This is a genomic window from Streptococcus mitis, assembly GCF_026782865.1.
GTDB classification, from domain to species: domain Bacteria; phylum Bacillota; class Bacilli; order Lactobacillales; family Streptococcaceae; genus Streptococcus; species Streptococcus mitis_CG.
The window spans coordinates 16,230-37,345 of record NZ_JAKUXK010000006.1 but is presented as its reverse complement, the minus strand read 5'-3'; the positions used below and the strand labels follow the sequence as shown (position 1 = coordinate 37,345).

General features: G+C 42.0%; 26 protein-coding genes. 2 read left to right on the top strand and 24 right to left on the bottom strand.

Annotated features, from left to right (window positions below):
• Positions 1 to 5 precede the first annotated feature (5 nt).
• The 19 genes from pstB (MK482_RS04865) to MK482_RS04775 form a co-directional block, all read right to left on the bottom strand.
• Complete coding sequence (gene pstB / locus MK482_RS04865) at positions 6 to 764, bottom strand: phosphate ABC transporter ATP-binding protein PstB (RefSeq protein WP_000133483.1); 759 nt, start codon at positions 762 to 764, stop codon at positions 6 to 8.
• Between the two features lie 12 nt (positions 765 to 776).
• Entirely contained in the window at positions 777 to 1,580 is an 804-nt protein-coding gene (gene pstB, locus MK482_RS04860; protein WP_153198745.1) for a phosphate ABC transporter ATP-binding protein PstB, read from the bottom strand.
• A 10-nt stretch (positions 1,581 to 1,590) separates the two neighbouring features.
• Positions 1,591 to 2,475, bottom strand: coding sequence for a phosphate ABC transporter permease PstA (gene pstA, locus MK482_RS04855; protein WP_004258489.1), 885 nt, complete (start codon positions 2,473 to 2,475; stop codon positions 1,591 to 1,593).
• The gene (gene pstC / locus MK482_RS04850) at positions 2,465 to 3,382 is read right to left on the bottom strand and encodes a phosphate ABC transporter permease subunit PstC (RefSeq protein ID WP_001070903.1); all 918 of its coding nucleotides are present in this window, start codon (positions 3,380 to 3,382) and stop codon (positions 2,465 to 2,467) included. The genes pstA and pstC overlap by 11 nt, the downstream gene beginning before the upstream one ends.
• Positions 3,382 to 4,260: a phosphate ABC transporter substrate-binding protein PstS family protein gene (locus MK482_RS04845; RefSeq protein WP_261042677.1), complete on the bottom strand. Its 879-nt coding sequence runs from the start codon at positions 4,258 to 4,260 to the stop codon at positions 3,382 to 3,384. Before MK482_RS04845 ends, pstC begins: the two co-directional genes overlap by 1 nt.
• Positions 4,261 to 4,480: 220 nt before the next feature.
• On the bottom strand, positions 4,481 to 5,785 hold the full coding sequence (locus tag MK482_RS04840; protein ID WP_153198744.1) for an RsmF rRNA methyltransferase first C-terminal domain-containing protein: 1,305 nt from the start codon (positions 5,783 to 5,785) through the stop codon (positions 4,481 to 4,483).
• The gene (locus tag MK482_RS04835; protein ID WP_153198743.1) at positions 5,786 to 6,559 is read right to left on the bottom strand and encodes an inositol monophosphatase family protein; all 774 of its coding nucleotides are present in this window, start codon (positions 6,557 to 6,559) and stop codon (positions 5,786 to 5,788) included.
• On the bottom strand, positions 6,549 to 6,827 hold the full coding sequence (locus tag MK482_RS04830; RefSeq protein ID WP_001041977.1) for a UPF0223 family protein: 279 nt from the start codon (positions 6,825 to 6,827) through the stop codon (positions 6,549 to 6,551). The genes MK482_RS04835 and MK482_RS04830 overlap by 11 nt, the downstream gene beginning before the upstream one ends.
• Positions 6,827 to 7,228, bottom strand: a complete 402-nt coding sequence (locus MK482_RS04825; RefSeq protein WP_000631254.1) for a Spx/MgsR family RNA polymerase-binding regulatory protein — start codon at positions 7,226 to 7,228, stop codon at positions 6,827 to 6,829. Before MK482_RS04825 ends, MK482_RS04830 begins: the two co-directional genes overlap by 1 nt.
• A gap of 212 nt (positions 7,229 to 7,440) precedes the next feature.
• On the bottom strand, positions 7,441 to 8,058 hold the full coding sequence (locus tag MK482_RS04820) for a TIGR01906 family membrane protein (RefSeq protein ID WP_268718135.1): 618 nt from the start codon (positions 8,056 to 8,058) through the stop codon (positions 7,441 to 7,443).
• Entirely contained in the window at positions 8,048 to 8,821 is a 774-nt protein-coding gene (locus tag MK482_RS04815) for a TIGR01457 family HAD-type hydrolase (protein WP_020903169.1), read from the bottom strand. The genes MK482_RS04820 and MK482_RS04815 overlap by 11 nt, the downstream gene beginning before the upstream one ends.
• Positions 8,822 to 8,829: 8 nt before the next feature.
• Positions 8,830 to 9,567, bottom strand: coding sequence for an acyl-[acyl-carrier-protein] thioesterase (locus tag MK482_RS04810; protein ID WP_049550718.1), 738 nt, complete (start codon positions 9,565 to 9,567; stop codon positions 8,830 to 8,832).
• Positions 9,568 to 9,571: 4 nt separating this feature from the next.
• Positions 9,572 to 10,702 carry a radical SAM family heme chaperone HemW gene (hemW, locus tag MK482_RS04805; RefSeq protein ID WP_268718134.1) on the bottom strand — a complete coding sequence of 377 codons (1,131 nt, stop codon included), beginning with the start codon at positions 10,700 to 10,702 and terminating at the stop codon, positions 9,572 to 9,574.
• An 83-nt stretch (positions 10,703 to 10,785) separates the two neighbouring features.
• Positions 10,786 to 11,175, bottom strand: a complete 390-nt coding sequence (locus MK482_RS04800) for a YtxH domain-containing protein (protein ID WP_268718133.1) — start codon at positions 11,173 to 11,175, stop codon at positions 10,786 to 10,788.
• Positions 11,176 to 11,190: 15 nt separating this feature from the next.
• Positions 11,191 to 11,574: a DUF948 domain-containing protein gene (locus tag MK482_RS04795; RefSeq protein WP_000895044.1), complete on the bottom strand. Its 384-nt coding sequence runs from the start codon at positions 11,572 to 11,574 to the stop codon at positions 11,191 to 11,193.
• Positions 11,575 to 12,363, bottom strand: coding sequence for a prolipoprotein diacylglyceryl transferase (gene lgt, locus MK482_RS04790; protein WP_268718132.1), 789 nt, complete (start codon positions 12,361 to 12,363; stop codon positions 11,575 to 11,577).
• The gene (hprK, locus tag MK482_RS04785) at positions 12,356 to 13,291 is read right to left on the bottom strand and encodes an HPr(Ser) kinase/phosphatase (protein ID WP_000115155.1); all 936 of its coding nucleotides are present in this window, start codon (positions 13,289 to 13,291) and stop codon (positions 12,356 to 12,358) included. Before hprK ends, lgt begins: the two co-directional genes overlap by 8 nt.
• Before the next feature lie 236 nt (positions 13,292 to 13,527).
• On the bottom strand, positions 13,528 to 13,704 hold the full coding sequence (gene rpsU, locus MK482_RS04780) for a 30S ribosomal protein S21 (RefSeq protein ID WP_000048054.1): 177 nt from the start codon (positions 13,702 to 13,704) through the stop codon (positions 13,528 to 13,530).
• A 153-nt stretch (positions 13,705 to 13,857) separates the two neighbouring features.
• Entirely contained in the window at positions 13,858 to 14,565 is a 708-nt protein-coding gene (locus MK482_RS04775) for a glucosamine-6-phosphate deaminase (RefSeq protein ID WP_268718131.1), read from the bottom strand.
• 150 nt (positions 14,566 to 14,715) lie between these two features.
• On the opposite strand from MK482_RS04775, the gene queA reads away from it, so the two are divergent.
• A complete protein-coding gene (gene queA, locus MK482_RS04770; RefSeq protein ID WP_268718130.1) occupies positions 14,716 to 15,744 on the top strand; it encodes a tRNA preQ1(34) S-adenosylmethionine ribosyltransferase-isomerase QueA in 1,029 nt (342 codons plus the stop codon).
• 78 nt (positions 15,745 to 15,822) lie between these two features.
• On the opposite strand, the gene MK482_RS04765 is transcribed toward queA, so the two are convergent.
• The 5 genes from MK482_RS04765 to MK482_RS04745 all read right to left on the bottom strand — a co-directional run bounded on the left by MK482_RS04765 (position 15,823) and on the right by MK482_RS04745 (position 20,627).
• Complete coding sequence (locus MK482_RS04765; protein ID WP_268718129.1) at positions 15,823 to 16,683, bottom strand: YihY/virulence factor BrkB family protein; 861 nt, start codon at positions 16,681 to 16,683, stop codon at positions 15,823 to 15,825.
• A 133-nt stretch (positions 16,684 to 16,816) separates the two neighbouring features.
• Positions 16,817 to 18,871, bottom strand: a complete 2,055-nt coding sequence (locus MK482_RS04760) for a cation:proton antiporter (protein WP_268718128.1) — start codon at positions 18,869 to 18,871, stop codon at positions 16,817 to 16,819.
• Positions 18,872 to 18,882: 11 nt separating this feature from the next.
• On the bottom strand, positions 18,883 to 19,137 hold the full coding sequence (locus tag MK482_RS04755) for a hypothetical protein (protein WP_004255753.1): 255 nt from the start codon (positions 19,135 to 19,137) through the stop codon (positions 18,883 to 18,885).
• Positions 19,130 to 19,687: a tRNA (mnm(5)s(2)U34)-methyltransferase gene (locus tag MK482_RS04750; protein ID WP_268718127.1), complete on the bottom strand. Its 558-nt coding sequence runs from the start codon at positions 19,685 to 19,687 to the stop codon at positions 19,130 to 19,132. Before MK482_RS04750 ends, MK482_RS04755 begins: the two co-directional genes overlap by 8 nt.
• The gene (locus MK482_RS04745; protein WP_268718126.1) at positions 19,671 to 20,627 is read right to left on the bottom strand and encodes a TIGR01212 family radical SAM protein; all 957 of its coding nucleotides are present in this window, start codon (positions 20,625 to 20,627) and stop codon (positions 19,671 to 19,673) included. The genes MK482_RS04750 and MK482_RS04745 overlap by 17 nt, the downstream gene beginning before the upstream one ends.
• A 91-nt stretch (positions 20,628 to 20,718) precedes the next feature.
• Here MK482_RS04745 and MK482_RS04740 point away from each other — a divergent pair, with 91 nt between their 5' ends.
• A complete protein-coding gene (locus MK482_RS04740) occupies positions 20,719 to 21,078 on the top strand; it encodes a DUF3397 family protein (RefSeq protein WP_084862492.1) in 360 nt (119 codons plus the stop codon).
• Positions 21,079 to 21,116 lie beyond the last annotated feature (38 nt).

Below are 21,116 nucleotides of genomic sequence, written 5' to 3'. Positions count from 1 at the left end.
TCTCCTTATCCAAATTTTCCTGAAATATAATCTTCTGTTTCCTTGTGTTGTGGGTTGAGGAACATCTTCTTAGTATCGTTAAACTCAATCAAATCTCCATCTAGGAAAAATCCTGTCTTGTCAGAGATACGAGAGGCTTGTTGCATGGAACGTGTAACCAAGAGCATGGTGTATTTATCTTTTAGAGCATACAAGGTTTCCTCAATCTTACCAGCCGAGATAGGGTCCAGAGCTGAAGTCGGTTCATCCAAGAGAATGATTTTAGGACTAGTTGCCAAGACACGGGCAACGCAGACACGTTGCTGTTGTCCGCCTGAAAGCCCGATAGCTGAATCATGCAGGCGATCCTTGACCTCATCCCAGATAGAAGCTCGTTGCAAGGCTTTTTCAACCGCCTCATCTAGAACCTGCTTGTCCTTCACTCCATTGATACGAAGCCCGTAAACAACATTTTCGTAGATAGACATAGGGAAGGGGTTTGGTTGTTGGAAAACCATACCGATTTCCTTCCGCAATTCAACTGTATCTGTACGCGGGCTGTAAATGTTGTGGCCGTTATAAACCACTGAACCAGTTGTGGTTACCTCTGGATTAAGATCCCCCATGCGGTTGATAGCCTTTAGGAGGGTTGATTTCCCTGATCCAGATGGACCGATCAAGGCTGTAATTTCCTTGGGTTGGAAAGATAGGGAAACACTATTCAAGGCCTTTTTTTGATTGTAGTAAACGGACAGGTCTGACACCTGTAAAATCGCTTCTGTCATACTGTTTCCTTTCTATCCAAAGTGTCCTGTTACGTAGTCATTGGTTGACTGTAGTTTGGCATTTTGGAAAATATTAGAGGTCTTATCGTACTCGATCAAGTCACCCAAGTAGAAAAATCCTGTGTAGTCACTAGCACGCGCAGCCTGCTGCATACTGTGGGTCACGATGATGATGGTAAAGTCCTTCTTCAATTCCAACATGGTTTCTTCCAGCTGGGCTGTCGCAATCGGATCCAAGGCAGACGCCGGCTCATCCATCAAGAGGATGTCTGGTTTAACAGAGATAGCACGAGCAATACAGAGACGTTGTTGCTGACCACCTGATAGAGTCAAGGCTGATTTGTGTAAATCGTCTTTTACCTGATCCCAAAGGGCAGCCTGGCGAAGAGAGGTTTCTACAATTTCATCCAAGACTTGCTTATCCTTAACTCCTGCACGTTCATGGGCAAAAGTGATATTGCGATAGATAGACTTGGCAAAGGGATTTGGGCGTTGGAAGACCATTCCAATGTGCTTACGCATCTCATAGACGTTGATTTCTGGACGGTTGACATCAATCCCTTGGTAGAGGATTTGACCTGTTACCTTGGCAATATCAATCGTATCATTCATCCGATTGAGGCTGCGGAGGTAGGTTGATTTTCCTGATCCAGATGGTCCAATTAAGGCTGTGATTTTATTTTTTTCAAATTGCATATCGATGCCCTTAATAGATTCATTTTTACCGTAGTAAACATGTAAATCCTTAGTAGAGAGGGCCACTTTCTCTTCAGGAAAGGTGATGATATACTTTTCATCCCAATTATATTTTGACATGGCTTCTCCTTTAGGCAGCGGTTAATTTCTTATGTAGATAGCTTCCGAGTTTGCGGGCTCCAAAGTTAAAGATGAGGATAAAGATGAGGAGCACGGCCGCAGAACCTGCTGATACGATAGTTCCATCAGGAATGGTACCTTCACTGTTGACTTTCCAAATGTGGACAGCCAAGGTTTCTGCTTGACGGAAGATTGAGATTGGGCTAGTCACACTGAGAATGTTCCAGTTTGACCAGTCAAGGGCTGGAGCGGATTGTCCTGCTGTATAAATCAAAGCAGCAGCCTCACCAAAGATACGACCAGAGGCCAAGACAACACCCGTCACAATACCTGGTAGGGCTTCTGGAATAACCACATGGACCACAGTCTCCCAACGAGAAATCCCAAGGGCCAGACCAGCTTCACGTTGCGTATGGTGAACATGTTTCAAACTGTCCTCGACATTACGAGTCATCTGAGGCAAGTTAAAGACTGTCAAGGCCAAGGCACCTGAAATAATTGAAAATCCATACTCAAACTGAACTACAAAGATCAAGTAACCAAAGAGACCTACAACCACTGATGGGAGTGAAGATAAGATTTCAATACAGGTTCTGACAAAATTGGTCACAGGACCTTTTTTAGCATATTCAGCTAGGAAAATCCCAGCTCCCATAGATAAAGGCACAGAGATAATCAAGGTAATAACTAATAGGAAAAAGGAATTATAGAGCTGAATTCCAATCCCTCCGCCTGCTTGGTAAGAAGATGATTTGCCAGTCAAGAAAGACCAAGAGATGTGGGGCAAACCACGAACCAAGATATAAAGAATCAAGGATGCCAGGATGGCAACAATAATTCCTGCAATCGAGTAGAGGACAGCTGTTGCAAGTTTATCTAATTTCTTAGCGTGCATAGTTTTTCTTTCCTCTTTCTTTCGTAATCAATTTAATCACACTATTGAAGGCCAAACTCATCAAGAGCAAGACTAAGGCCAATGACCAGAGAACGTTATTGTCAACTGTTCCCATAACGGTATTTCCGATACCCATGGTCAAAACAGAGGTCAAGGTCGCAGCAGGTGTTGTCAATGAAGTTGGGACAACGGCTGAGTTTCCGACCACCATCTGAATGGCCAAGGCCTCACCAAAGGCACGAGCCATCCCAAAGACCACCGCAGTAAAAATCCCTGAACGCGCCGCCTTCAAGGTCACGCGCCAGATGGTTTGCCAGCGAGTGGCTCCCATAGCCAAACTAGCTTCACGGTAGTGACGAGGCACCGCACGCAAACTATCGGTTGTCATAAAGGTTACCGTCGGTAAAATCATGACAAAGAGAACGAAAATCCCTGACAAGATCCCAAAACCAGTTCCACCAAAGACACTACGGACAAAAGGAACTACGACCTGCAAACCAATAAATCCATAGACGACTGAAGGAATCCCGACTAGCAATTCAATGGCTGGTTGCAAGATTCTAGCACCTTTTGGTGAAACTTCAGTCATAAAGACTGCCGCACCGATGGCAAAAGGAGTTGCGATAAGAGCTGACAGAATTGTGACAATAAAGGAACCCAAAATCATGGGAAGGGCACCAAATTGTTTACCTGAAGGATTCCAAGTTTGTCCAAAGAGGAAATCAAAGATATTGACTCCATTGACAAAGAAGGTCGACAAACCTTTTTGGGCTACGAAGATCAATATCATGGCCACAATGATGACAATCAAAGACAGACAAGCAAAGGTCAAGCCTTTTCCTAGTTTCTCTAGACGAGAGTTCTTTGAGGGAGAAAGTAATTTTTTAGCTAATTCTTCTTGATTCATTAGTGACTCCCTTCTAGTGCTGTTACCGTTCCGACAGCATCTTTTTCAACCTTCATTTCCTTGACAGAAATATAGCCCATTCCCTTAACGATTCCGCTTTGCGCTTCATCTGAGAGGACAAAGTTGAGAAACTCTGCCACCAATTCATTAGGCTGACCTAGGGTGTACATGTGTTCATAAGACCACAAAGGCCAGTTATTGGTTGTAACATTTTCAGCAATCGGCTCATAGCCATTCAACTTCATGCGTTTAACCGAGTCATCCACATAGGCAAAGGCTAGGTAAGAAATGGCTCCTGGTGTCTGGGAAACAATGTTTTTGACCATCCCGTTTGAATCCTGTTCTTGACTCTGCACGGCAGATTGACCATCCATGACAACACTGTCAAAGGTTGCACGCGAACCAGAACTTGCCGCGCGGTTGATAATGGAAATGGCTAGGTCTTTCCCACCGACTTCTTTCCAGTTGGTCACTTGACCTGTGAAGATGCTACGGAGTTGTTCAGTTGTCAGATTTTCAACATCAACTTCCTTGTTCACAATCACTGCCAAGCCCGCTACAGCAACCTTATGGTCCACTAGAGCGGATGCGTTGATACCGTCTTTTTCCTCGGCAAATACGTCTGAATTTCCTACATCAACGGCTCCAGACTGAACCTGAGATAAACCTGTACCAGATCCTCCACCTTGGACGTTGACTGTTTTTCCAACGTGCATAGAGCCAAATTCATCTGCTGCTGCTTCGACCAAGGGCTGAAGAGCCGTTGAGCCAACAGCTGTCATGGATTCTCCACGATCAATCCAGCTAGCACATCCCGCCAAAGAACCTGCTAGCAAGAGAGCCGCAAGGGATAGAGCGAGTTTTTTCCTTTTTTTCACTGTTTTTCTCCTTGAAAATAATGGTGAATGCTGTGAATTTTTTCAACTATTTATTTATGTTTTTCTTTTTTAAAATTGAGAGCAAACTGAAGTTGATAGCTTAATTTTACTAGTCATTTGCTCAGTTGCCGTCTCCACCAAATTTGACTTAAAATGAAAGATAATTTGAAAAAATCCATACTTCCACTATAACATAGACAAGCTACTTTGACTAGCATTTTCACTTGAATCTGAGGCCTTTTGGAAAATAATTTTTCAAAACATTTCCAGTCACCTTTCCAAAACCCAAACCATTGCCTTGAACCAAAACTTGGTACCAACCATTTGGCAGACTTTCCGCCAGCTGAATGGTTTCTCCAGCCACATACTTTACAAATTCCTCTTGATCAATTTCAACCGACTGCTTGACCTGACTCGGTTTCAAGGCTAGACCAAGAGCAAAACTAGGCTCAAAGCGTTTCTTCTTAAAAGTGCCCAAATGCAGGCCATTCCGAGCAATCTTGAGTTTCCCTAAATCTGGCAAGAGTTCTGGCAAGAGATAAAGTTGGTCACCAAAAGTCTGCAAGATTCCCCTTAGATTGACCTGCAAATGTTTTTGGGCAAATTCCTGCCACAAGACAACTTGTTCACGGCTGAGATTACTCTTACTTGCCTTACATTTAGGAGCTGGATTGTCACCTCTAAATTGTAAATGAGCTACAAACTGTCCCTCTCCCTTAAAATGATGAGGATACATCCGAGCCGTTTCTGGCAGGTCAATACCAGCTACCATTCCATTGATATGCTCTACTGGTAACAAATCAAAATCATACTCCTCCAGTAGCCAATTGACAATCTCTTCGTTTTCTTCAGGTGCCCAGGTACAGGTTGAATAAACCAAGCGACCACCTTCTGCTAGCATTGTCACGGCATCTGCTAGAATTTCTCTTTGAAGACTGGCGCATTGACTCGGATAATCTGAACTCCAATAGTCCATAGCATCTGGTTGCTTACGGAACATCCCTTCCCCTGAGCAAGGGGCATCAAGAACGATTAGGTCAAAATAGCCCTTAAAAACCTTGGCCAAACGGTCAGCAGATTCATTGGTCACCACAACATTTGTCGCTCCAAAGCGCTCCATGTTTTCTACTAAAATCTTAGCCCGTTTGCTTGAAATTTCATTGGAAACCAGGATACCTTCACCTGCTAGATAGGCTACTAATTGAGTTGATTTTCCACCCGGTGCAGCTGCCAAGTCCAAAACCTTCATACCAGGACTGGGCTGGGCTACCTGAGCCACCATCTGGGCAGCAGGTTCTTGCGAATAAACCAAACCAGTAGCATGCTCAGGCGATTTCCCAGACACCTTCCCGTAGTAGCCCCAAGGGGTTTGAGGAATGGGATCAGAAAAGGAAACTGGCGCTTCTTTTAAAGGATTGACCCGAAAGGCAGAAACCGCTTCCTCCTCAAAAGAGGCAAGAAAATCTCTTGCCTCATCTCCTAGTATCTTTTCATATTTTTCAACAAATCCTTCTGGAAATTGCATTTAAGTTCTTTTCCTTTCGTAAATATAGGACTGAATTTCCTCCTGCATCTCAAGAGGTAGCATCATGACCGGTTGTCTGGTTTGAAAATCAAGCGGTTGACCAGATAGAGTCACAACCTCATAACCAAGGCTTTCTCCCAAAATACTAGCAGCAGCATAATCCCATGGTTGCAGATAGGTGACATAGGTCAACAAACGCCCTGACAAAATCTTGGCAAAACTAATGGCCGCACTCCCATAGACTCGAACACCAAGCACAGCTCGACTCAAATCAGCCAGACCCCATTCGTTGGTTTCCAGCATACCACTATTTCCTGCAATGAGAAAATCTCCAAGTGGTTTTGCTTGAAAGGGAGCTAGGGGCTTATCATTTAGACAAACTGGAAATTCCCCACCACCGTGGTAACAATCCCCTTTGACCACATCATAAATCAGACCAAACTGTCCCTGACCATTTTCAAAATAAGCCACCATAACAGCAAAATCTTCCTGCTGGGCCACAAAATTATTGGTCCCATCAATCGGATCAATGACCCACACCTTGCCCTCTTGAACCGAGGCTCGCAGACAGCCTTCTTCAGCGCAAATCTTATCCTCAGGATAACGGGATAGAATTTCATCAACCAAGAGTTCCTGAACTTCCTTGTCCAGTCTGGTCACCAAATCTGTTGGAGAGGACTTGGTCTCAACACACAAGTCTTCCTGCATGTGGTCAAGGATGTACTGGCCCGCTCTCTTAATAAGCTCTTTGGCAAATTCAAATTTACTTTCCAAGAGAAATCTTCCCTTCCCCTTTTTCCTTGGCAGTCTGAACTGCTCGGTAAAGCGAATAGCCACTAACTGTTTCAAATTCTCGTCCCAAACGTTTTTCTTCGCTCTTACTTGGCACGACCGCCTTGAATCCCTTGTAGGAGTCCAGTAACTTTTTAGCCTCTACCTTGCCTTCATAGGCAGCTTCAACATCATTAAAAAAAGAAAGCACTGAAGCAAGTTCTTCAGTGCTCCACGACAAATCTAGTGGGTAACTATACTGTTTGTTCATTAACTAATACCAGCTCTCATTCTTGCTTCTTTTAGTTCTTGCTTACGGTAACTACGAGGGAGAAAAGCACGAATCTCATCTTCATTAAAACCGATTTGCATACGTTTGGCATCAATAATAATGGGACGACGCAAAAGACTAGGATACTGCTCAATCAAATGAAGCAATTCTGATACCGAAATACTTTCTACATCAATATCTAATTTTTGAAAAATTTTTGAACGAGTTGAAATAATGTCATCAGTACCATTTTCGGTCAAGGAAAGGATGTGTTGCAATTCCTTTCTTGTTAAGGGACTGGTCATAATATTATGCTCCTCAAAGGGCACCTTATGTTTTTCTAACCAGGCCTTTGCCTTACGACATGAAGTACAGCTCGGTGATAGAAATAGTGTAATCATGCTTTTCTCTTCTTATCTATACTTTGCTAATTCTATTATACAAAAAAATAAAGCGCTTGACTAGAGATTTTTAGAAAAAAAAGCCTATTTTTTCAAGAAAAATAGACTGTTTGCGAACGATTAACTTTTTTTGGATTTGATTAATTCATTCTTGACAATAGTTTCGAATCACATACCTAACTTATTTACTCAAAATAAGAACATCTTTAGTATTATTTCCTAAGACTTTTCAGGTACAAAAAGCCAAAGAAGCTCTCATAGAGGGCAAAAAAGAGGAGGAAGGCATGAAGAAAAAAGGTCTCTGGCAAAATCAGAATAACAGGATCCTTGGCTGGATCAAAAAGCCAGGTATCATCTCCCACAAAGAGAATTTGATGGAAAAGAGTAAAGAATTGGTCAAAACCAATCAAAACTCCCCCAAGACCAATCAGCAAAGGCAAAACCACTAGAGCTAAAAGCTCTTTACTAAATAAAGATAAAAAGCCCTTTTTCACAATCCCTTTGACAAAGAAATAGAAACTTGGTAGTGTCACAAGAGCAACTAGCTGCACCAAGTGAAAGAGATTCTTCACCACCGCAAAGTGATGTAGCCCAGATACTGACGAACGAAAATCTGGCATCTGCAAGACCTGACTAAAAGGATTGGTCAGGTAATTCATCAAGATATGAAAGTTGTACTGAATAGTTTCTGGTTTTAGATAGACTCGATCCGTTAAGTTCAGCCACTGAATTTCCAGCGGATAGAAAATCCAAGCCAGATAGATGGTCAGAAGGATTGAGAGGGAGAGGAGAAAGAGCATAGAGCCCCAAAAGATCAGTTTAGTTTTCATCAAAATCCCACTCCGCAAGGCTAGAAACTACATGAGTCGGTGCGATTGGTAGGTCTGCTACTTCTTCTGCCTTGGTAAAACCTGTCGTCACCAAGAGCGTTGGAATGCCATTGTCAATCCCAGCTCGAATATCAGTTAGGTAGTTATCCCCGACCATGATTAATTCTTCACGTTCCAAACCTAAGTGCTCAACCGCCTTGTCCATAATGATGGCATTTGGTTTTCCGATATAAACAGGCTTCACTCGTGTTGCCACTTCAAGAAGGGTAATCAGTGAACCAGCACCTGGCAAAAGACCACGCTCTGTCGGGATGTTGAGGTCAGGGTTGGTTCCGATAAAATGAGCTCCCTTTTGGATAGCAAGAGTTGCTGTCGCAAATTTTTCATAATCAACTTGCCAGTCCAGACCTACTACCACATAGGCTGGATTATCCTTGTCTTCCACATAACCAGCCGCCTTGATGGCTTCCTTGAGACCTGATTCTCCGATAACATATACCGTCTTTTCAAGCCCCAAGTCGTTCATATAGTCGATAGTCGCCAAAGTAGCTGTGTAGACAGTCGATAGGGGCGTATCGATATTAAAATTCTGAGCCAACATCTCTTGAACACTCTCTGGAGTGCGGGTTGTATTGTTGGTCACAAAGAGATAGGGGATATCCCGCTTTTGCAATTCATGGACAAAAGCTTCTCCTGCTGGAATTCGATCCTTCCCCTTATAAATCGTTCCGTCTAAATCAATTAAATAGCCTTTATATTTCATATTTTTCTCTAATCCTTCTTCATTTCTTGCCAAGTAATGATAGCTTGGGCATTGGTAGCACCGTCGCTTGTAATCTCATGTTTGCTCTCCAGTCCAGTCCGTTCAACAGCCGATGTAATCACCCCACCTGGTCGAACTTCCTTGACATACTTGAGATTGATTTTCTTGGGAATATAGTGGGTCAAAAAATCCGCTCCCATGACCTCAAAAATCCAGTCCAAGTATTTACTGTTGTTGACATGGCCATTCATATCCAAGTCGTAAAAACGAACATGGTAATCCTTGCTGATTGGTTCTTCCAAGGACTCATACTTTGGTCCGCGGATAAGTTTTTTATCAAAATCAGACTGGTAAGGAGCCACAATCTCAGGTTCTACAGCATGGACTTTTCGACTGTCTCGGTCCATGAGAACAAAGGTCGCCAACATGTGGATGAGCTCCTGCCCTGCTTCATCATAAATGGTAAAGCGACGATAACAAAAGAGTCGATTGTAGCTCAAAGCTTCTGTTTCAATGGTAATTTCTTCCGCAAAACGAGGCAAACGAACCACTTCAATATCATAGTCTGTGATAATCCAGACCAGATTATAGTCTTCCAAAATGGCCTTATCACTAACTCCCAGTTCAATCGACTGCATCCCTGAAACTTGCAGTGACAGCAAAATCACATCTGGAAGTTTGATATGACCGTTCATATCAGCCATATCAAAAGGAATTTTCATTTTCATTTGATAAGTTAAGCCCATGATCCTACTCCAAAATAAATCGTTCTGCTACAGTGTCTCCCAAAAAGAGACCTCTCTTTGTCATGCGCACGCGGTCACCCTCAATCTGCATGAGACCTTGTTGCACCAAGTCATTGACAATTTCGCCATAAAGTCCCTCAAAGGACCGGCCAAATTTTTCCTCAAATCGTGTCATAGAAACCCCTAATTTCTTGCGGAGTCCTAGGAACATTTCTTCTTCCATTTGCTCTTTTTGACTCAGGTTCTCTTCTGTGATACGAGCATTGCCTTCCTCAACCGCACTGAGATAATGACGAATGGGACCATGATTTTTATAACGAACACCATTGACATAACCCGATGCCCCAGCACCAATGCCATAGTATTCAGCATTATCCCAGTACATGAGATTGTGGCGACTTTCAAAACCGGGTTTGGAGAAATTGGAAATCTCATAATGCTCAAAACCAGCTCGCTCTAGCTCTGCAATGATGTACTCAAACATCTCCGCTTCCAGTTCCTCTTTAGGCAGAGACAATTTCCCACGTCGCATCCGGTTCATAAAGACCGTGTGATTTTCCAAAATCAAGCTATAGAGACTCATGTGGGGAATATCCAGTCCAATAGCCTTAGCCACATTTTCCTTAACTTGCTCCATGGTCTGGCCAGGCAGCGCATAAATCAAGTCGATAGAGATGTTGTCAAAACCAGCCAGTTTCAGGCGGTCGATATTTTCATAAATATCTTTCTCCAAATGACTGCGCCCAATCTTTTTCAGCATCTTGTCATCAAAGGTCTGCACACCTAGCGAAACACGATTGACAGCCGAGTTCTTCAAAACAGCAATCTTGTCCGCATCCAAGTCACCTGGATTGGCTTCAATGGTCAACTCTTCCAAGACTGACAAGTCCAAGTTTTTAGTCAAGCCATCCAGCAATACCTCCAGTTGCGGAGCCGACAGGGCTGTCGGTGTACCACCACCTATGTAGAGGGTTCGTAATTTTTGAATGTCATAAGAACGAAACTCTTCCAGCAGATGCTCCAAATAGCTATCAACTGGCTGATTCTTGATGAAGACCTTTGAAAAGTCACAATAATAACAAATCTGGGTACAAAATGGGATGTGCACATAGGCTGACGTTGGTTTTTTCTGCATAGTAATTATTATACCACAAAGACAGGTTAGGAGAAAAAAATCACCATCCCCAGATACATAGTCCGTCCAGAGATGGTGATGGTTTATTCTTCTGTTATGTCAATAACGATCTCTTCTGATTCATCAAGAGTTTCGGCCTTTTCTTGCCATTGCTCCTTGAGATTATTGAATCGATCTTTTGATACTTCTGTCGCTTGACGAGCACATGATTTGGCTTGAGCAAGGACACTGTCCACAGTGATTTCACCTGACTCAACCTGTTCTTTGGTTTTAAGAACAAAATCTGTAGCCTGCTCCTTGACTTCTGTCAGTTTTCCACAGACCTGCTCCTTGGCATACTCAGGATCTTCTCTCAAATCATCTAGAAAATCTTGAGCCTGACTGCAAACTTGTTTGCCCTTGTCGCTTGTTAAAAACAAGGCGAGAGCTGCACCTGAAACGGTTCCTAAAAGGATTGAGGATAGTTTACCCATAAGAATTCTCCTTTTTTATTTTTTGAAAAATTTACTTGCTACACGAAGAGCTGACAAACTTGCACCAGTCTTAAGTGTTTTTGAACCAGCTGAAGAAGCTTTCTTGCTCAAGACACGCGCATGGTCATTGAGGTCTGAAACAGATAGAGATAAATCTGCCACTGCACTAAAGAGTGGATCAATCGTTGCCACCTTGACATTGATATCATCTGCCAAGACATTGACCTTAGCCAGCAATTCATTGGTATGATGCAAGGTCACATCCACATCTGAAGTCAAGGTTTTAATCGTCTTCTCTGTTTCATCGATAACACGTCCAAGCTTTTGTACAGTAATGATTAAATACACTAAAAATACAATCAAAGCAAGGGCTACAAGAATATATGCAACTTCTAACATTTAGTTTTCCTCCTCTGAAATATAGTAAGGGGCCTTCTTTCGATTTTGATATAGAATGATAAAAATACCAAGACCGATAAGGACAACTGATAGCCATTGAGACACTCGAAGACCAAAGAACATGAGACTATCTGTCCGCATACCTTCGATGACCATACGACCGAAACCATACCAAATCAAGTAAAAGGCAGTGATATGACCTCGTCTGAGACTCTTCCATTTTCGTCTGAATATCAAAATTAAAGTAAATCCAAGTAGATTCCATAGAGACTCATAAAGGAAGGTCGGTTGACGGTAGCTCCCCTCAATATACATCTGGTCACGGATAAAGCCAGGTAGATAATCCAAATTATCCACTGTTGCACCATAGGCTTCTTGGTTAAAGAAATTACCCCAGCGTCCCAGACTTTGAGCAATCATGACGCTAGGCGCCGCAATATCTAGGAAATCCCAAGTATTGATGAGTTTACGATCAGCAAAGATATAAAGTACAAGGGCACCAGTAATCAAACCACCGTAAATGGCCAAACCACCATTCCAAATGGCAAAAATTTCTCCCAAGTTCTGACTATAGTAATCAAAACGGAAAATAACATAATAGAGACGAGCTCCTAAAATAGCCAAGGGAAAGGCTATCAAGATGAAATCTAAAATATCGTCTGGTATGATCTTCTTTCTAGGTGCTTCTTTCATGGTCAAATAAACTGCAAGAATCAAGCCTGTCACAATACACAAGGCATACCAACGAATGGCTAGAGGGCCTAGATGAATAGCAATTGGATCAAGCATTAGGCACCTCGTTTTGAGCAATGAGATTTGTCAAGCGTTCTTCGAACAAACGAGTCGCATCAAAGCCCATTTCCTTGGCACGATAATTCATGGCAGCAGCCTCAATCACAACAGAGATATTACGACCAGTTTTAACTGGGATACGGATACGAGGAATGGCTACGCCAGAAATTTCTATTTCCTCTGCATTGTTTCCAAGACGATCAAACGTCTTATGTGTATCGTAATTTTCCAAGTAAACAGCCAGCTGAACTTGTGAAGAATCCTTGACAGCACTCGCACCGTAGAGGCTCATGACATCGATAATCCCAACCCCACGAATTTCAATCAGGTGTCTCAAGATCTCAGCTGGTTCACCCCAAAGAGTAATCTCATCCTTGGCAAAGATATCGACACGGTCATCAGCTACCAAGCGGTGGCCACGTTTGACAAGCTCTAGACCTGTCTCACTCTTACCGATTCCACTATCTCCCTGAATCAAGACACCCATCCCATAGATATCCATCAAGACACCGTGCACACTGGTACGTTCTGCCAAACGAGAATCCAGATAGCTAGATAACTCTCCAGACAAACGACTGGTTGCCGTACGGCTGGTTAAAATGGCAATCTTACATTCTCTGGCTGCCTTTAGCATCTCCTCAGGAACCACCAAACCACGAGCAACAATAACCGCAGGTGTCTCAGGTAGAAACATTTTTTTCAAGACTTGGTAACGGTTGTGAGAGGACATCGAAACGAGATAGGACCACTCCTTCATTCCCAAAAGTTGAATCCGCTCAGGCGTATAATAGTCAAAATAGCCCGTCATTTCAAGACCAGGTCGCGTAATGTCCGCGGTATTAATTTCCTTTTCAAGTAATTCTGGTTCGCCATAGACAATGTCTAGTCTAAGCTTTTCAATCACTTCTTTTACTAAAACCGACATCATTTCCTCCTTCAAATGAGTTCTTCTCTCTATTATATCAAATTGTAGGAGGATATTTCATATTTTTGCAGGCTTTGAAGTATTTATTTATACTCAATGAAAATCAAAGAGCAAACTAGGAAACTAGCCGCAGGCTGTACTTGAGTACGGCAAGGCGACGTTGACATGGTTTGAATTTGATTTTCGAAGAGTATTAAAAGAAAAAAGACTAGATTTCTCCAGCCTTTCATTTCTAATTAGAATTTTTTACGTTTACGAGCTGCTTCTGATTTACGTTTACGTTTTACAGAAGGTTTTTCATAGAATTCACGTTTGCGTGTTTCTTGAAGAGTACCAGCTTTAGTAACCGCACGTTTGAAACGACGAAGTGCGTCGTCAAGAGATTCATTCTTACGTACTACTGTTTTAGACATTTTTTTCACTCCCTTCAAGTTCAAGATCTATTCTATTTTACACGTAAAAGGAATAATTGTCAAGAAAAAATCCGGTTTAATTTTGATTTTTTTGCCATTTATTCAAGTCTTGAAAGCATCAATTAAATAGAGAAACTGAAAGAGTTCATTTTTTTATTTTTCTAACAAGCTGAGCGCTTCAGCATCTGCAATGATGGTCACATCAGGGTGATTTTGGAGGCTACTTGCTGGTAGGTTCTCAGTCACTGGGCCAGACACTGTTCCTGCAATGGCTTCTGCTTTCGACTCACCATAAGCAAATAGAAGGATTGACTTGGCATCCAAGATATTTTTAATCCCCATTGAAATGGCTTGGGTTGGAACATCTTCAATCTTGTCAAAGAAGCGAGCATTGGCTTCGATAGTAGACTGGTCAAGTTCTACAAGGTGAGTTTGACTGTCAAATGGAGTACCAGGTTCATTAAATCCGATATGTCCATTGCGACCGATTCCCAAGATTTGGAGGTCAACTGGATAGTCAGCCAAAATTTGGTTGTAGCGTTCAACTTCAGCTTCAGCATTGTCCTTAACCCCACGAGGCAAGAAACTTTCTTTAAATGGTTTTTGGTTGAACAAGTTTTCTTGCATGAAGTAACGGTAAGACTGTGGATTGGATCCATCAAGTCCTACATACTCATCAAGGTTGACACTGGTTAGATTTGAAAAATCAAGGTCACTCTCAACGATTTCCTTATAAAACTCAAGTGGGCTACTTCCTGTCGCAAGTCCTAGGGTTTGAGCTCCATTGGCCAATTTATCCTTCAAAATCTCAAAAGCAACTTTTCCACCTTCGATTTGGTTTTCAACTTTAATAACTTTCATCTTTTTATCCTCCGTTTCAATCTATATTTATTATATGGTATAGACCAATTTTTGTCAAGTGAAAACGATTTAATTTCTAAAAAAAGAGCGACTATACTTGAAACATGTTATAATGGATAAGATTAGAACTTAGAAAGAATGAACAGATATATGAATACAGCTGATTTTGATTTCCACTTACCCGAGGAATTGATTGCCCAAACGCCCCTTGAAAAACGGGACGCTTCTAAACTCCTCATTGTCAATCGTGAGACGGGAGAAATGCAGGATAAACACTTCCACTCTATTATTGATATGCTGGAACCTGGTGATGCCCTTGTTATGAACGATACACGTGTTCTCCCTGCCCGCCTCTATGGTCAAAAGGAAGAAACTGGAGGTCATGTGGAACTGCTCCTACTCAAAAACATTAGTGGCGATGAATGGGAAGTTCTGGCTAAACCTGCCAAACGCCTCAAGATTGGTACTCGTGTCAGCTTTGGTGATGGTCGCCTCAGCGCTGTCGTTACGGAAGAATTGACTCACGGGGGCCGCATTGTCCGCTTTGAATACCAAGGAATTTTCCTAGAAGTTTTGGAAAGTCTGGGAGAAATGCCACTGCCACCTTATATTCATGAAAAACTGGATGACCGTGAACGCTATCAAACTGTTTACGCCAAGGAAAGTGGCTCTGCTGCTGCACCAACTGCTGGACTGCACTTCACCAAAGAACTACTAGCAGAAATCCAAGCTAAGGGTGTTCATCTAGTCTATCTGACTCTTCATGTCGGACTCGGAACCTTTAGACCCGTTTCAGTTGACAATCTGGACGAACACGAAATGCACTCAGAATTCTACCAACTTTCTGAGGAAGCTGCTGCCACCCTTCGAACTGTCAAGGAAAATGGAGGCCGTGTCATCGCTGTTGGAACCACTTCCATCCGCACCTTGGAGACTATTGGTTCCAAGTTTGATGGGCAAATCCAAGCAGATTCTGGCTGGACCAATATCTTTATCAAACCTGGCTATAAATGGAAGGTTGTGGATGCCTTCTCAACCAACTTCCACCTGCCAAAATCAACTCTGGTCATGTTGGTTTCTGCCTTTGCAGGCCGTGAATTAGTCTTAGACGCTTATCACCATGCCATTCAAGAACACTACCGCTTCTTTAGTTTTGGCGATGCCATGTTTATCTATTAATTTCATAATGAAAAAACGCATATTATCAGGCATTATAAAAACTTGATAGTATGCGTTTTGCTATGGATAAAAATTGAGTTAATTTATTCTCAAGCTCGGATCTTTCAAGCTCTGAACACTGGCATTGATAACCGCGCCGACAATTAAAATCTTAGCGATGAGAATAAACCAGAACATCATGACCACCACGACGACGGAACTGAAAAAACGCACGTCCACTATGTGATTGACATAATTGTTAACATAGACTGAAAAGATATTAAGTAGTAAGACCAGAGTCAATAAGACAAAGGCACTACCTGGTAATACAGAGCGAATTCGTCGGACCTTAACATTGGGCAGGAAATAATAAAGCATGACCAGGATGGCAAAAATCAAGGCATAGACCAAAGGGCCTGTTAGGTCTTGCAGATAATCAAAGAGAGGACTATCCGATTTCCAATAACTTTTGACAAGGTTGAGGAGCATACGGCCAAAGACACTGAGAAAGAGAGCTAAGGCAAATAGAATCTGCAAGCCAAAACTGACAAACAAACTCATGAGCTGATGGGAAATCAGTCCACGATTTTTTGCTACTCCGTAAGCTTTATTAAAGGCTTTCTGTAGGAAATTCATGGACTTTGAAAAAGTCCATAAAGCTGATAATACCGCAAAACTCAGTAAACCTGTTGATGGCTGGGTCAGAACTTCCATTACAATTTTTGCAACAACATCATAAACCGTATCAGGTAAAAACCCATTAGTCACGTTTAAAAAATTTGAAACAGAAATATGAAAATAAGGCAAAATGTTGACCAAAACTAATAACAAGGGGAAAATCGAAATCAACCAATAGTAGGCCACTGCGACGCTGGTCAACTCACTATCTGATGCTTGATAATAATGTAAAAAAGCTTTTAATAAAGGCTTGTCTATCAGCTCTTTCCACCACTTCTTCATATCATACTCCTTTATTTACAATCTTATACTCAATGAAAATCAAAGAGCAAACTAGGAATCTAGCCGCAAGCTGTACTTGAGTACGGTAGGGCGACGCTGACGTGGTTTGAATTTGATTTTCAAAGAGTATTAACTAATTTCTTCTTACCAATTCCACCATATCATAAGGCAGGGTATTGGCTGCTTCCTTCAAGGAATAGTTCTCTAAGTTATTCACATTTTGTCGTAACTTCTTGGAATACTTGGTCGTAATCAATCGTTTTTCTTCATATTCGAAAATCAACTTTCGCTCCAGATAATAGCCTCTCAGCATTTCATCGATATTGTTGGGTTTGACACGATTGATAACCCGTTCGACAAAGGCACCACTGGTGATGATAGCTGTTTCACGGAGACGAGAATCCTGCATGAAGCTGATTAAAGAACTCTTATAAACCCCTTTAAGGTTCTCCAGACTTTCGATAATCATCTCAGTATTTTCTAAATAGAGCTCTGCAATTTGGTCATAGTCAAGGGCTCTGAGTTTCTGTGATTCTTCATTTCTCCAACTGCGAAAAGTCTTGCCTAAGGTAAAGACTTCGTGAAGGAGAAAACGTAAAATCCGCAAGGAAACAAGGAAATAATAGGTCAATCGTGAAGCAAACTTGCGATTGATACTTTGTTCCATGTTTTTCAGATAACGTTGGTAGACTCGATAGGCACGCTCACTCATCTTGCCTTCTTCGTAGGCCTGTTCCAAACCATCACTTTCAATACTGAGGATGAGAAGTTTCAAGGTCTCCCAGTCTTCTTGAGCCCCCTTATTTTCTTGACTCAAGATAAGATTTTCTATTCGTCCATGGTAATTGTCAATGGCTGCATAGAGAGGGAGCTTATTCTTATGAGTTTCAAGTTCTTGTTCTAACTCCGAAGTAACCTCATTCAAAATGGCGATATGCATGAGATAATCCTTGCTTTCTTCCTGTTCATCCGAAAGATGGGGCAAGACCAAGAGACCTGTTAAAAAGCTTACAAGTGTCACACCTGCGACGAGGAAAAGCAAGAGAGGATACTCCTGCTCTAGATTACTTGGTATCAGAAGAATCGTAGCAATCGACACCGTTCCCTTAACGCCTGAGAAAGTCAAGAGAAGCATGTCCTTCATATACTTATTCAGTTTTTTCTTGAGGCGTCGTGTCCTGTAGGCATAATAGCCATAGATCATGACAAAACGAATGGCAAAGAGGAGAAAGGTCAGGGCTATAAGAGATAGCAATAAAAGTAGGGGATTATAGATTGGATTGGTCAAGATAGGCTCTGCTATCATTTCCAACTCCATACCTAAAATCACAAAGACAGAACCGTTGAGCATAAAGTTCACTGTGTGCCAGACCGTCTCGGTCACCGTATCCACTTGGGCTTCGAGGAGCGTGATTTTCTTGAAGCGACTTGCCTTTAAAATCCCAGCAACTACAACGGCAATAATCCCTGAAACGTGGACTTCTTCTGCCAGGAAGAAGGTTACCAAGGGCAAACTCAATTCCAGAAGGAGCTCACTAGCAATATCCGTTGCTCTCACACTTAGCAAGAAGCTATGAAGGAAACGGTTGATCATGGCTGTTAAAAAGCCAATCAAAAAACCGCCTAGAATTGAAAAGATGAGCGAACTACTAGCTTGCCCAAGGGAAAAGGCTCCAGTTGTCCAAGCTGTCAAAGCTACCTGAAAGGCCACTAAACCAGATGCGTCATTCAAGAGTCCTTCACCCTTAAGGATATTGGAGACGCGCTTAGGAAAGCTAAAGCGCTCAGAAAGAGAGGCAAAGGCCACTAAATCCGTTGGTCCAAGGGCCGCCCCAACAGCCAAGCAAGCTGCCAAAGGAATACTAAACCAAAGAAGATGTGCCAAGCCTCCCAAACTCAAGGTCGAGATGAAAATCACTGGAAATATGAGATAAACAATGATTCGCCAGTGTTTTAAAATAGCCGTAATATCCGCTTCTTCCGACTCTCTGAAAAGCAAGGGCCCGATAACCAGTGCCAAAAACAACTCCGTATTGAGGTGAAAGTCGGTATTAGGTAAAAAGAGACCAATCACAATTCCCAAAAGAATTTGCACCAAAGGGAGAGGCAAAAAGGGCAGGAGCTTATTGGTAGTACTTGAGAGAATCAAGACCAGTAAAAATAGGATGAGGTAAATCAGTAATTCCACGCACGTCCTCCTTAATCTTTTTTACAACAAGATTCAAAAATCTCCTTCTGCTCTTTGATTTTTTGGTCAATCTTGGAACAATCCTTGTGCTCAATTTTTCTCTGGCACCGTTCCATTTCAAGAGCAACTAATTTTTTCTTGATTTTAAGCATTTTTTTGCTCATATGCGCTTGGTCTAACACACCCACTGCTCGTTCGTGCTGGGTTGATTCGACAAAATTCTGGCGCATGGCATCCAGCTTTTCACGTAGGTATTGTTTATCCATGTCTATATCTCTCTAATTTTTCAATCATCACTAAAAATGGTGGGTTGTTGACTTGGTTTAAAGTTCGGTAAATAGCAGCTGTGTACTCTTGTTGGTTCAACTGGCTAACAAAATCCAAGACAGCATCCCTCTCGAGGTCGCCTCCTTCATGACCATAGTAGATCATGATAGCAATCCGTCCACCTTTGACAAGCAAATGACACAGTTTTTCTAATGCTTCGATCGTTGTCTGAGGTTGGGTGATGACAGACTTATCAGCTGATGGCAAATAGCCCAGATTGAAAATTCCTGCCTTGGCTTCTGTCACAAACTGGTCCAGTGTCTCATGACCTTGCAAGATTAATTGGGCATTTGTCAGGCCAGCTTGATGCAAACGCTCTTGGGTCTTTTCCAAGGCTTGTTCCTGAATATCAAAGGCATAGACTTGCTTGGCTAGCTTGGCTAAAAAAAGCGTGTCATGGCCATTTCCCATTGTCGCATCCACTACGATATCTTCTTTTGTCACTACCTCAGCCAAAAAATCATGTGCCATCTCAAGTGGTCTTTTCATTTTCAAACTCCTGTTTTACAGCCTTGCATCCTTGAACACTTCCACGACGTCTCATTTCAATTTCAATAGCATTTAGCACTTCCCATTTATTGAGGCTCCACATAGGACCAATCAGCATATCTCTAGGTGCATCTCCCGTGATTCGGTGGATGACGATATGCTTGGGAATGATTTCCAATTGGTCGCAGATGACCTTGACATATTCATCCTGACTCATCAACTGCAAGCGTCCTTCATGATAATCTCTTTGCATACGAGTATTTGTCATAAGATGGAGCAAATGCAGTTTAATCCCTTGAATATCGTTATCCGTGACACAGCGACGGACATTTTCAATCATCATCTCATGGGTTTCACCAGGAAGTCCATTGATCAAATGAGAAACAATCTCAATCTTGGGATACTTTCTCAAACGCTTGACCGTTTCCACGTACAATTCATAGGAGTGGGCGCGGTTAATCAGGTCAGAGGTTGTTTCATAAGTAGTCTGCAAGCCCAATTCTACCGTCACATGCATGCGTTTCGATAACTCAGCTAAATATTCAATGGTTTCATCTGGTAAACAGTCTGGCCGTGTTCCGATATTGATGCCTACTACACCTGGCTCATTGATAGCCTGCTCATAGCGCTCTCGGATGATTTCCACCTTTTCATGGGTGTTGGTAAAATTTTGAAAATAAACCAGATACTTCTGAACATCCGGCCACTTACGGTGCATAAAGTCAATTTCCTTATAAAATTGCTCACGGATAGGCGCGTCCGGTGCTACGATAGCATCTCCAGAACCTGAAACTGTACAAAAAGTACAGCCTCCATGAGCCACAGTCCCATCACGATTGGGACAGTCAAACCCCGCATCAATAGGGACTTTAAAGGTCTTTTCTCCAAATAGTTTTCGATAATAATCATTCAAGGTATTATAAGATTTCATAACTTTCATTATAACAAAAAACATCTACAATCTCAAAAGCCTGACTTTCCTATAAATTCCTCTGTTTCTCGTTTCCTTTAGCGATTTTTTATGATACAATATGGATATGATTTTAATGAAATTAGCATCTATTTTATTATTGATACTGACCTTAGTCGTCTGCATTATCATAACCAAACTTTTTAGATTAAAAAAACTAGGACGAAACTTTGCGGATTTGGCTTTTCCAGTCTTGGTATTTGAGTACTACCTAATCACAGCTAAAACCTTTACCCATAATTTCCTCCCTAGACTGGGACTAGCCCTCTCACTCCTAGCCATTATTCTCGTCTTTTTCTTCCTTCTAAAAAAACGCAGTTTTTACTATCCTAAATTCATCAAATTCTTCTGGCGTGCAGGATTCTTAGTAACCCTTGTCATGTATATCGAGATGATTGTTGAATTGTTCTTAATGAAATAATCGAATCCCTAAACATTTTCTAGGGATTTTTGCTTTCT

Bases quoted from the DNA above. Each gene is read 5' to 3' on its own strand.
- MK482_RS04795 (WP_000895044.1), bottom strand. From the start codon at position 11,574: ATGTTAGAAGTTGCATATATTCTTGTAGCCCTTGCTTTGATTGTATTT.
- lgt (WP_268718132.1), bottom strand. From the start codon at position 12,363: ATGCTTGATCCAATTGCTATTCATCTAGGCCCTCTAGCCATTCGTTGG.
- pstB (WP_153198745.1), bottom strand. From the start codon at position 1,580: ATGTCAAAATATAATTGGGATGAAAAGTATATCATCACCTTTCCTGAA.
- pstA (WP_004258489.1), bottom strand. From the start codon at position 2,475: ATGCACGCTAAGAAATTAGATAAACTTGCAACAGCTGTCCTCTACTCG.
- MK482_RS04740 (WP_084862492.1), top strand. From the start codon at position 20,719: ATGGATATGATTTTAATGAAATTAGCATCTATTTTATTATTGATACTG.
- MK482_RS04775 (WP_268718131.1), bottom strand. From the start codon at position 14,565: ATGAAAGTTATTAAAGTTGAAAACCAAATCGAAGGTGGAAAAGTTGCT.
- pstC (WP_001070903.1), bottom strand. From the start codon at position 3,382: ATGAATCAAGAAGAATTAGCTAAAAAATTACTTTCTCCCTCAAAGAAC.
- MK482_RS04750 (WP_268718127.1), bottom strand. From the start codon at position 19,687: ATGAAAAGACCACTTGAGATGGCACATGATTTTTTGGCTGAGGTAGTG.
- pstB (WP_000133483.1), bottom strand. From the start codon at position 764: ATGACAGAAGCGATTTTACAGGTGTCAGACCTGTCCGTTTACTACAAT.
- queA (WP_268718130.1), top strand. From the start codon at position 14,716: ATGAATACAGCTGATTTTGATTTCCACTTACCCGAGGAATTGATTGCC.
- MK482_RS04825 (WP_000631254.1), bottom strand. From the start codon at position 7,228: ATGATTACACTATTTCTATCACCGAGCTGTACTTCATGTCGTAAGGCA.
- MK482_RS04820 (WP_268718135.1), bottom strand. From the start codon at position 8,058: ATGAAAACTAAACTGATCTTTTGGGGCTCTATGCTCTTTCTCCTCTCC.
- rpsU (WP_000048054.1), bottom strand. From the start codon at position 13,704: ATGTCTAAAACAGTAGTACGTAAGAATGAATCTCTTGACGACGCACTT.
- MK482_RS04810 (WP_049550718.1), bottom strand. From the start codon at position 9,567: ATGGGCTTAACTTATCAAATGAAAATGAAAATTCCTTTTGATATGGCT.
- hprK (WP_000115155.1), bottom strand. From the start codon at position 13,291: ATGTCGGTTTTAGTAAAAGAAGTGATTGAAAAGCTTAGACTAGACATT.
- MK482_RS04830 (WP_001041977.1), bottom strand. From the start codon at position 6,827: ATGAACAAACAGTATAGTTACCCACTAGATTTGTCGTGGAGCACTGAA.
- MK482_RS04755 (WP_004255753.1), bottom strand. From the start codon at position 19,137: ATGGATAAACAATACCTACGTGAAAAGCTGGATGCCATGCGCCAGAAT.
- hemW (WP_268718134.1), bottom strand. From the start codon at position 10,702: ATGCAGAAAAAACCAACGTCAGCCTATGTGCACATCCCATTTTGTACC.
- MK482_RS04800 (WP_268718133.1), bottom strand. From the start codon at position 11,175: ATGGGTAAACTATCCTCAATCCTTTTAGGAACCGTTTCAGGTGCAGCT.
- MK482_RS04815 (WP_020903169.1), bottom strand. From the start codon at position 8,821: ATGAAATATAAAGGCTATTTAATTGATTTAGACGGAACGATTTATAAG.
- MK482_RS04745 (WP_268718126.1), bottom strand. From the start codon at position 20,627: ATGAAAGTTATGAAATCTTATAATACCTTGAATGATTATTATCGAAAA.
- MK482_RS04840 (WP_153198744.1), bottom strand. From the start codon at position 5,785: ATGCAATTTCCAGAAGGATTTGTTGAAAAATATGAAAAGATACTAGGA.
- MK482_RS04765 (WP_268718129.1), bottom strand. From the start codon at position 16,683: ATGAAGAAGTGGTGGAAAGAGCTGATAGACAAGCCTTTATTAAAAGCT.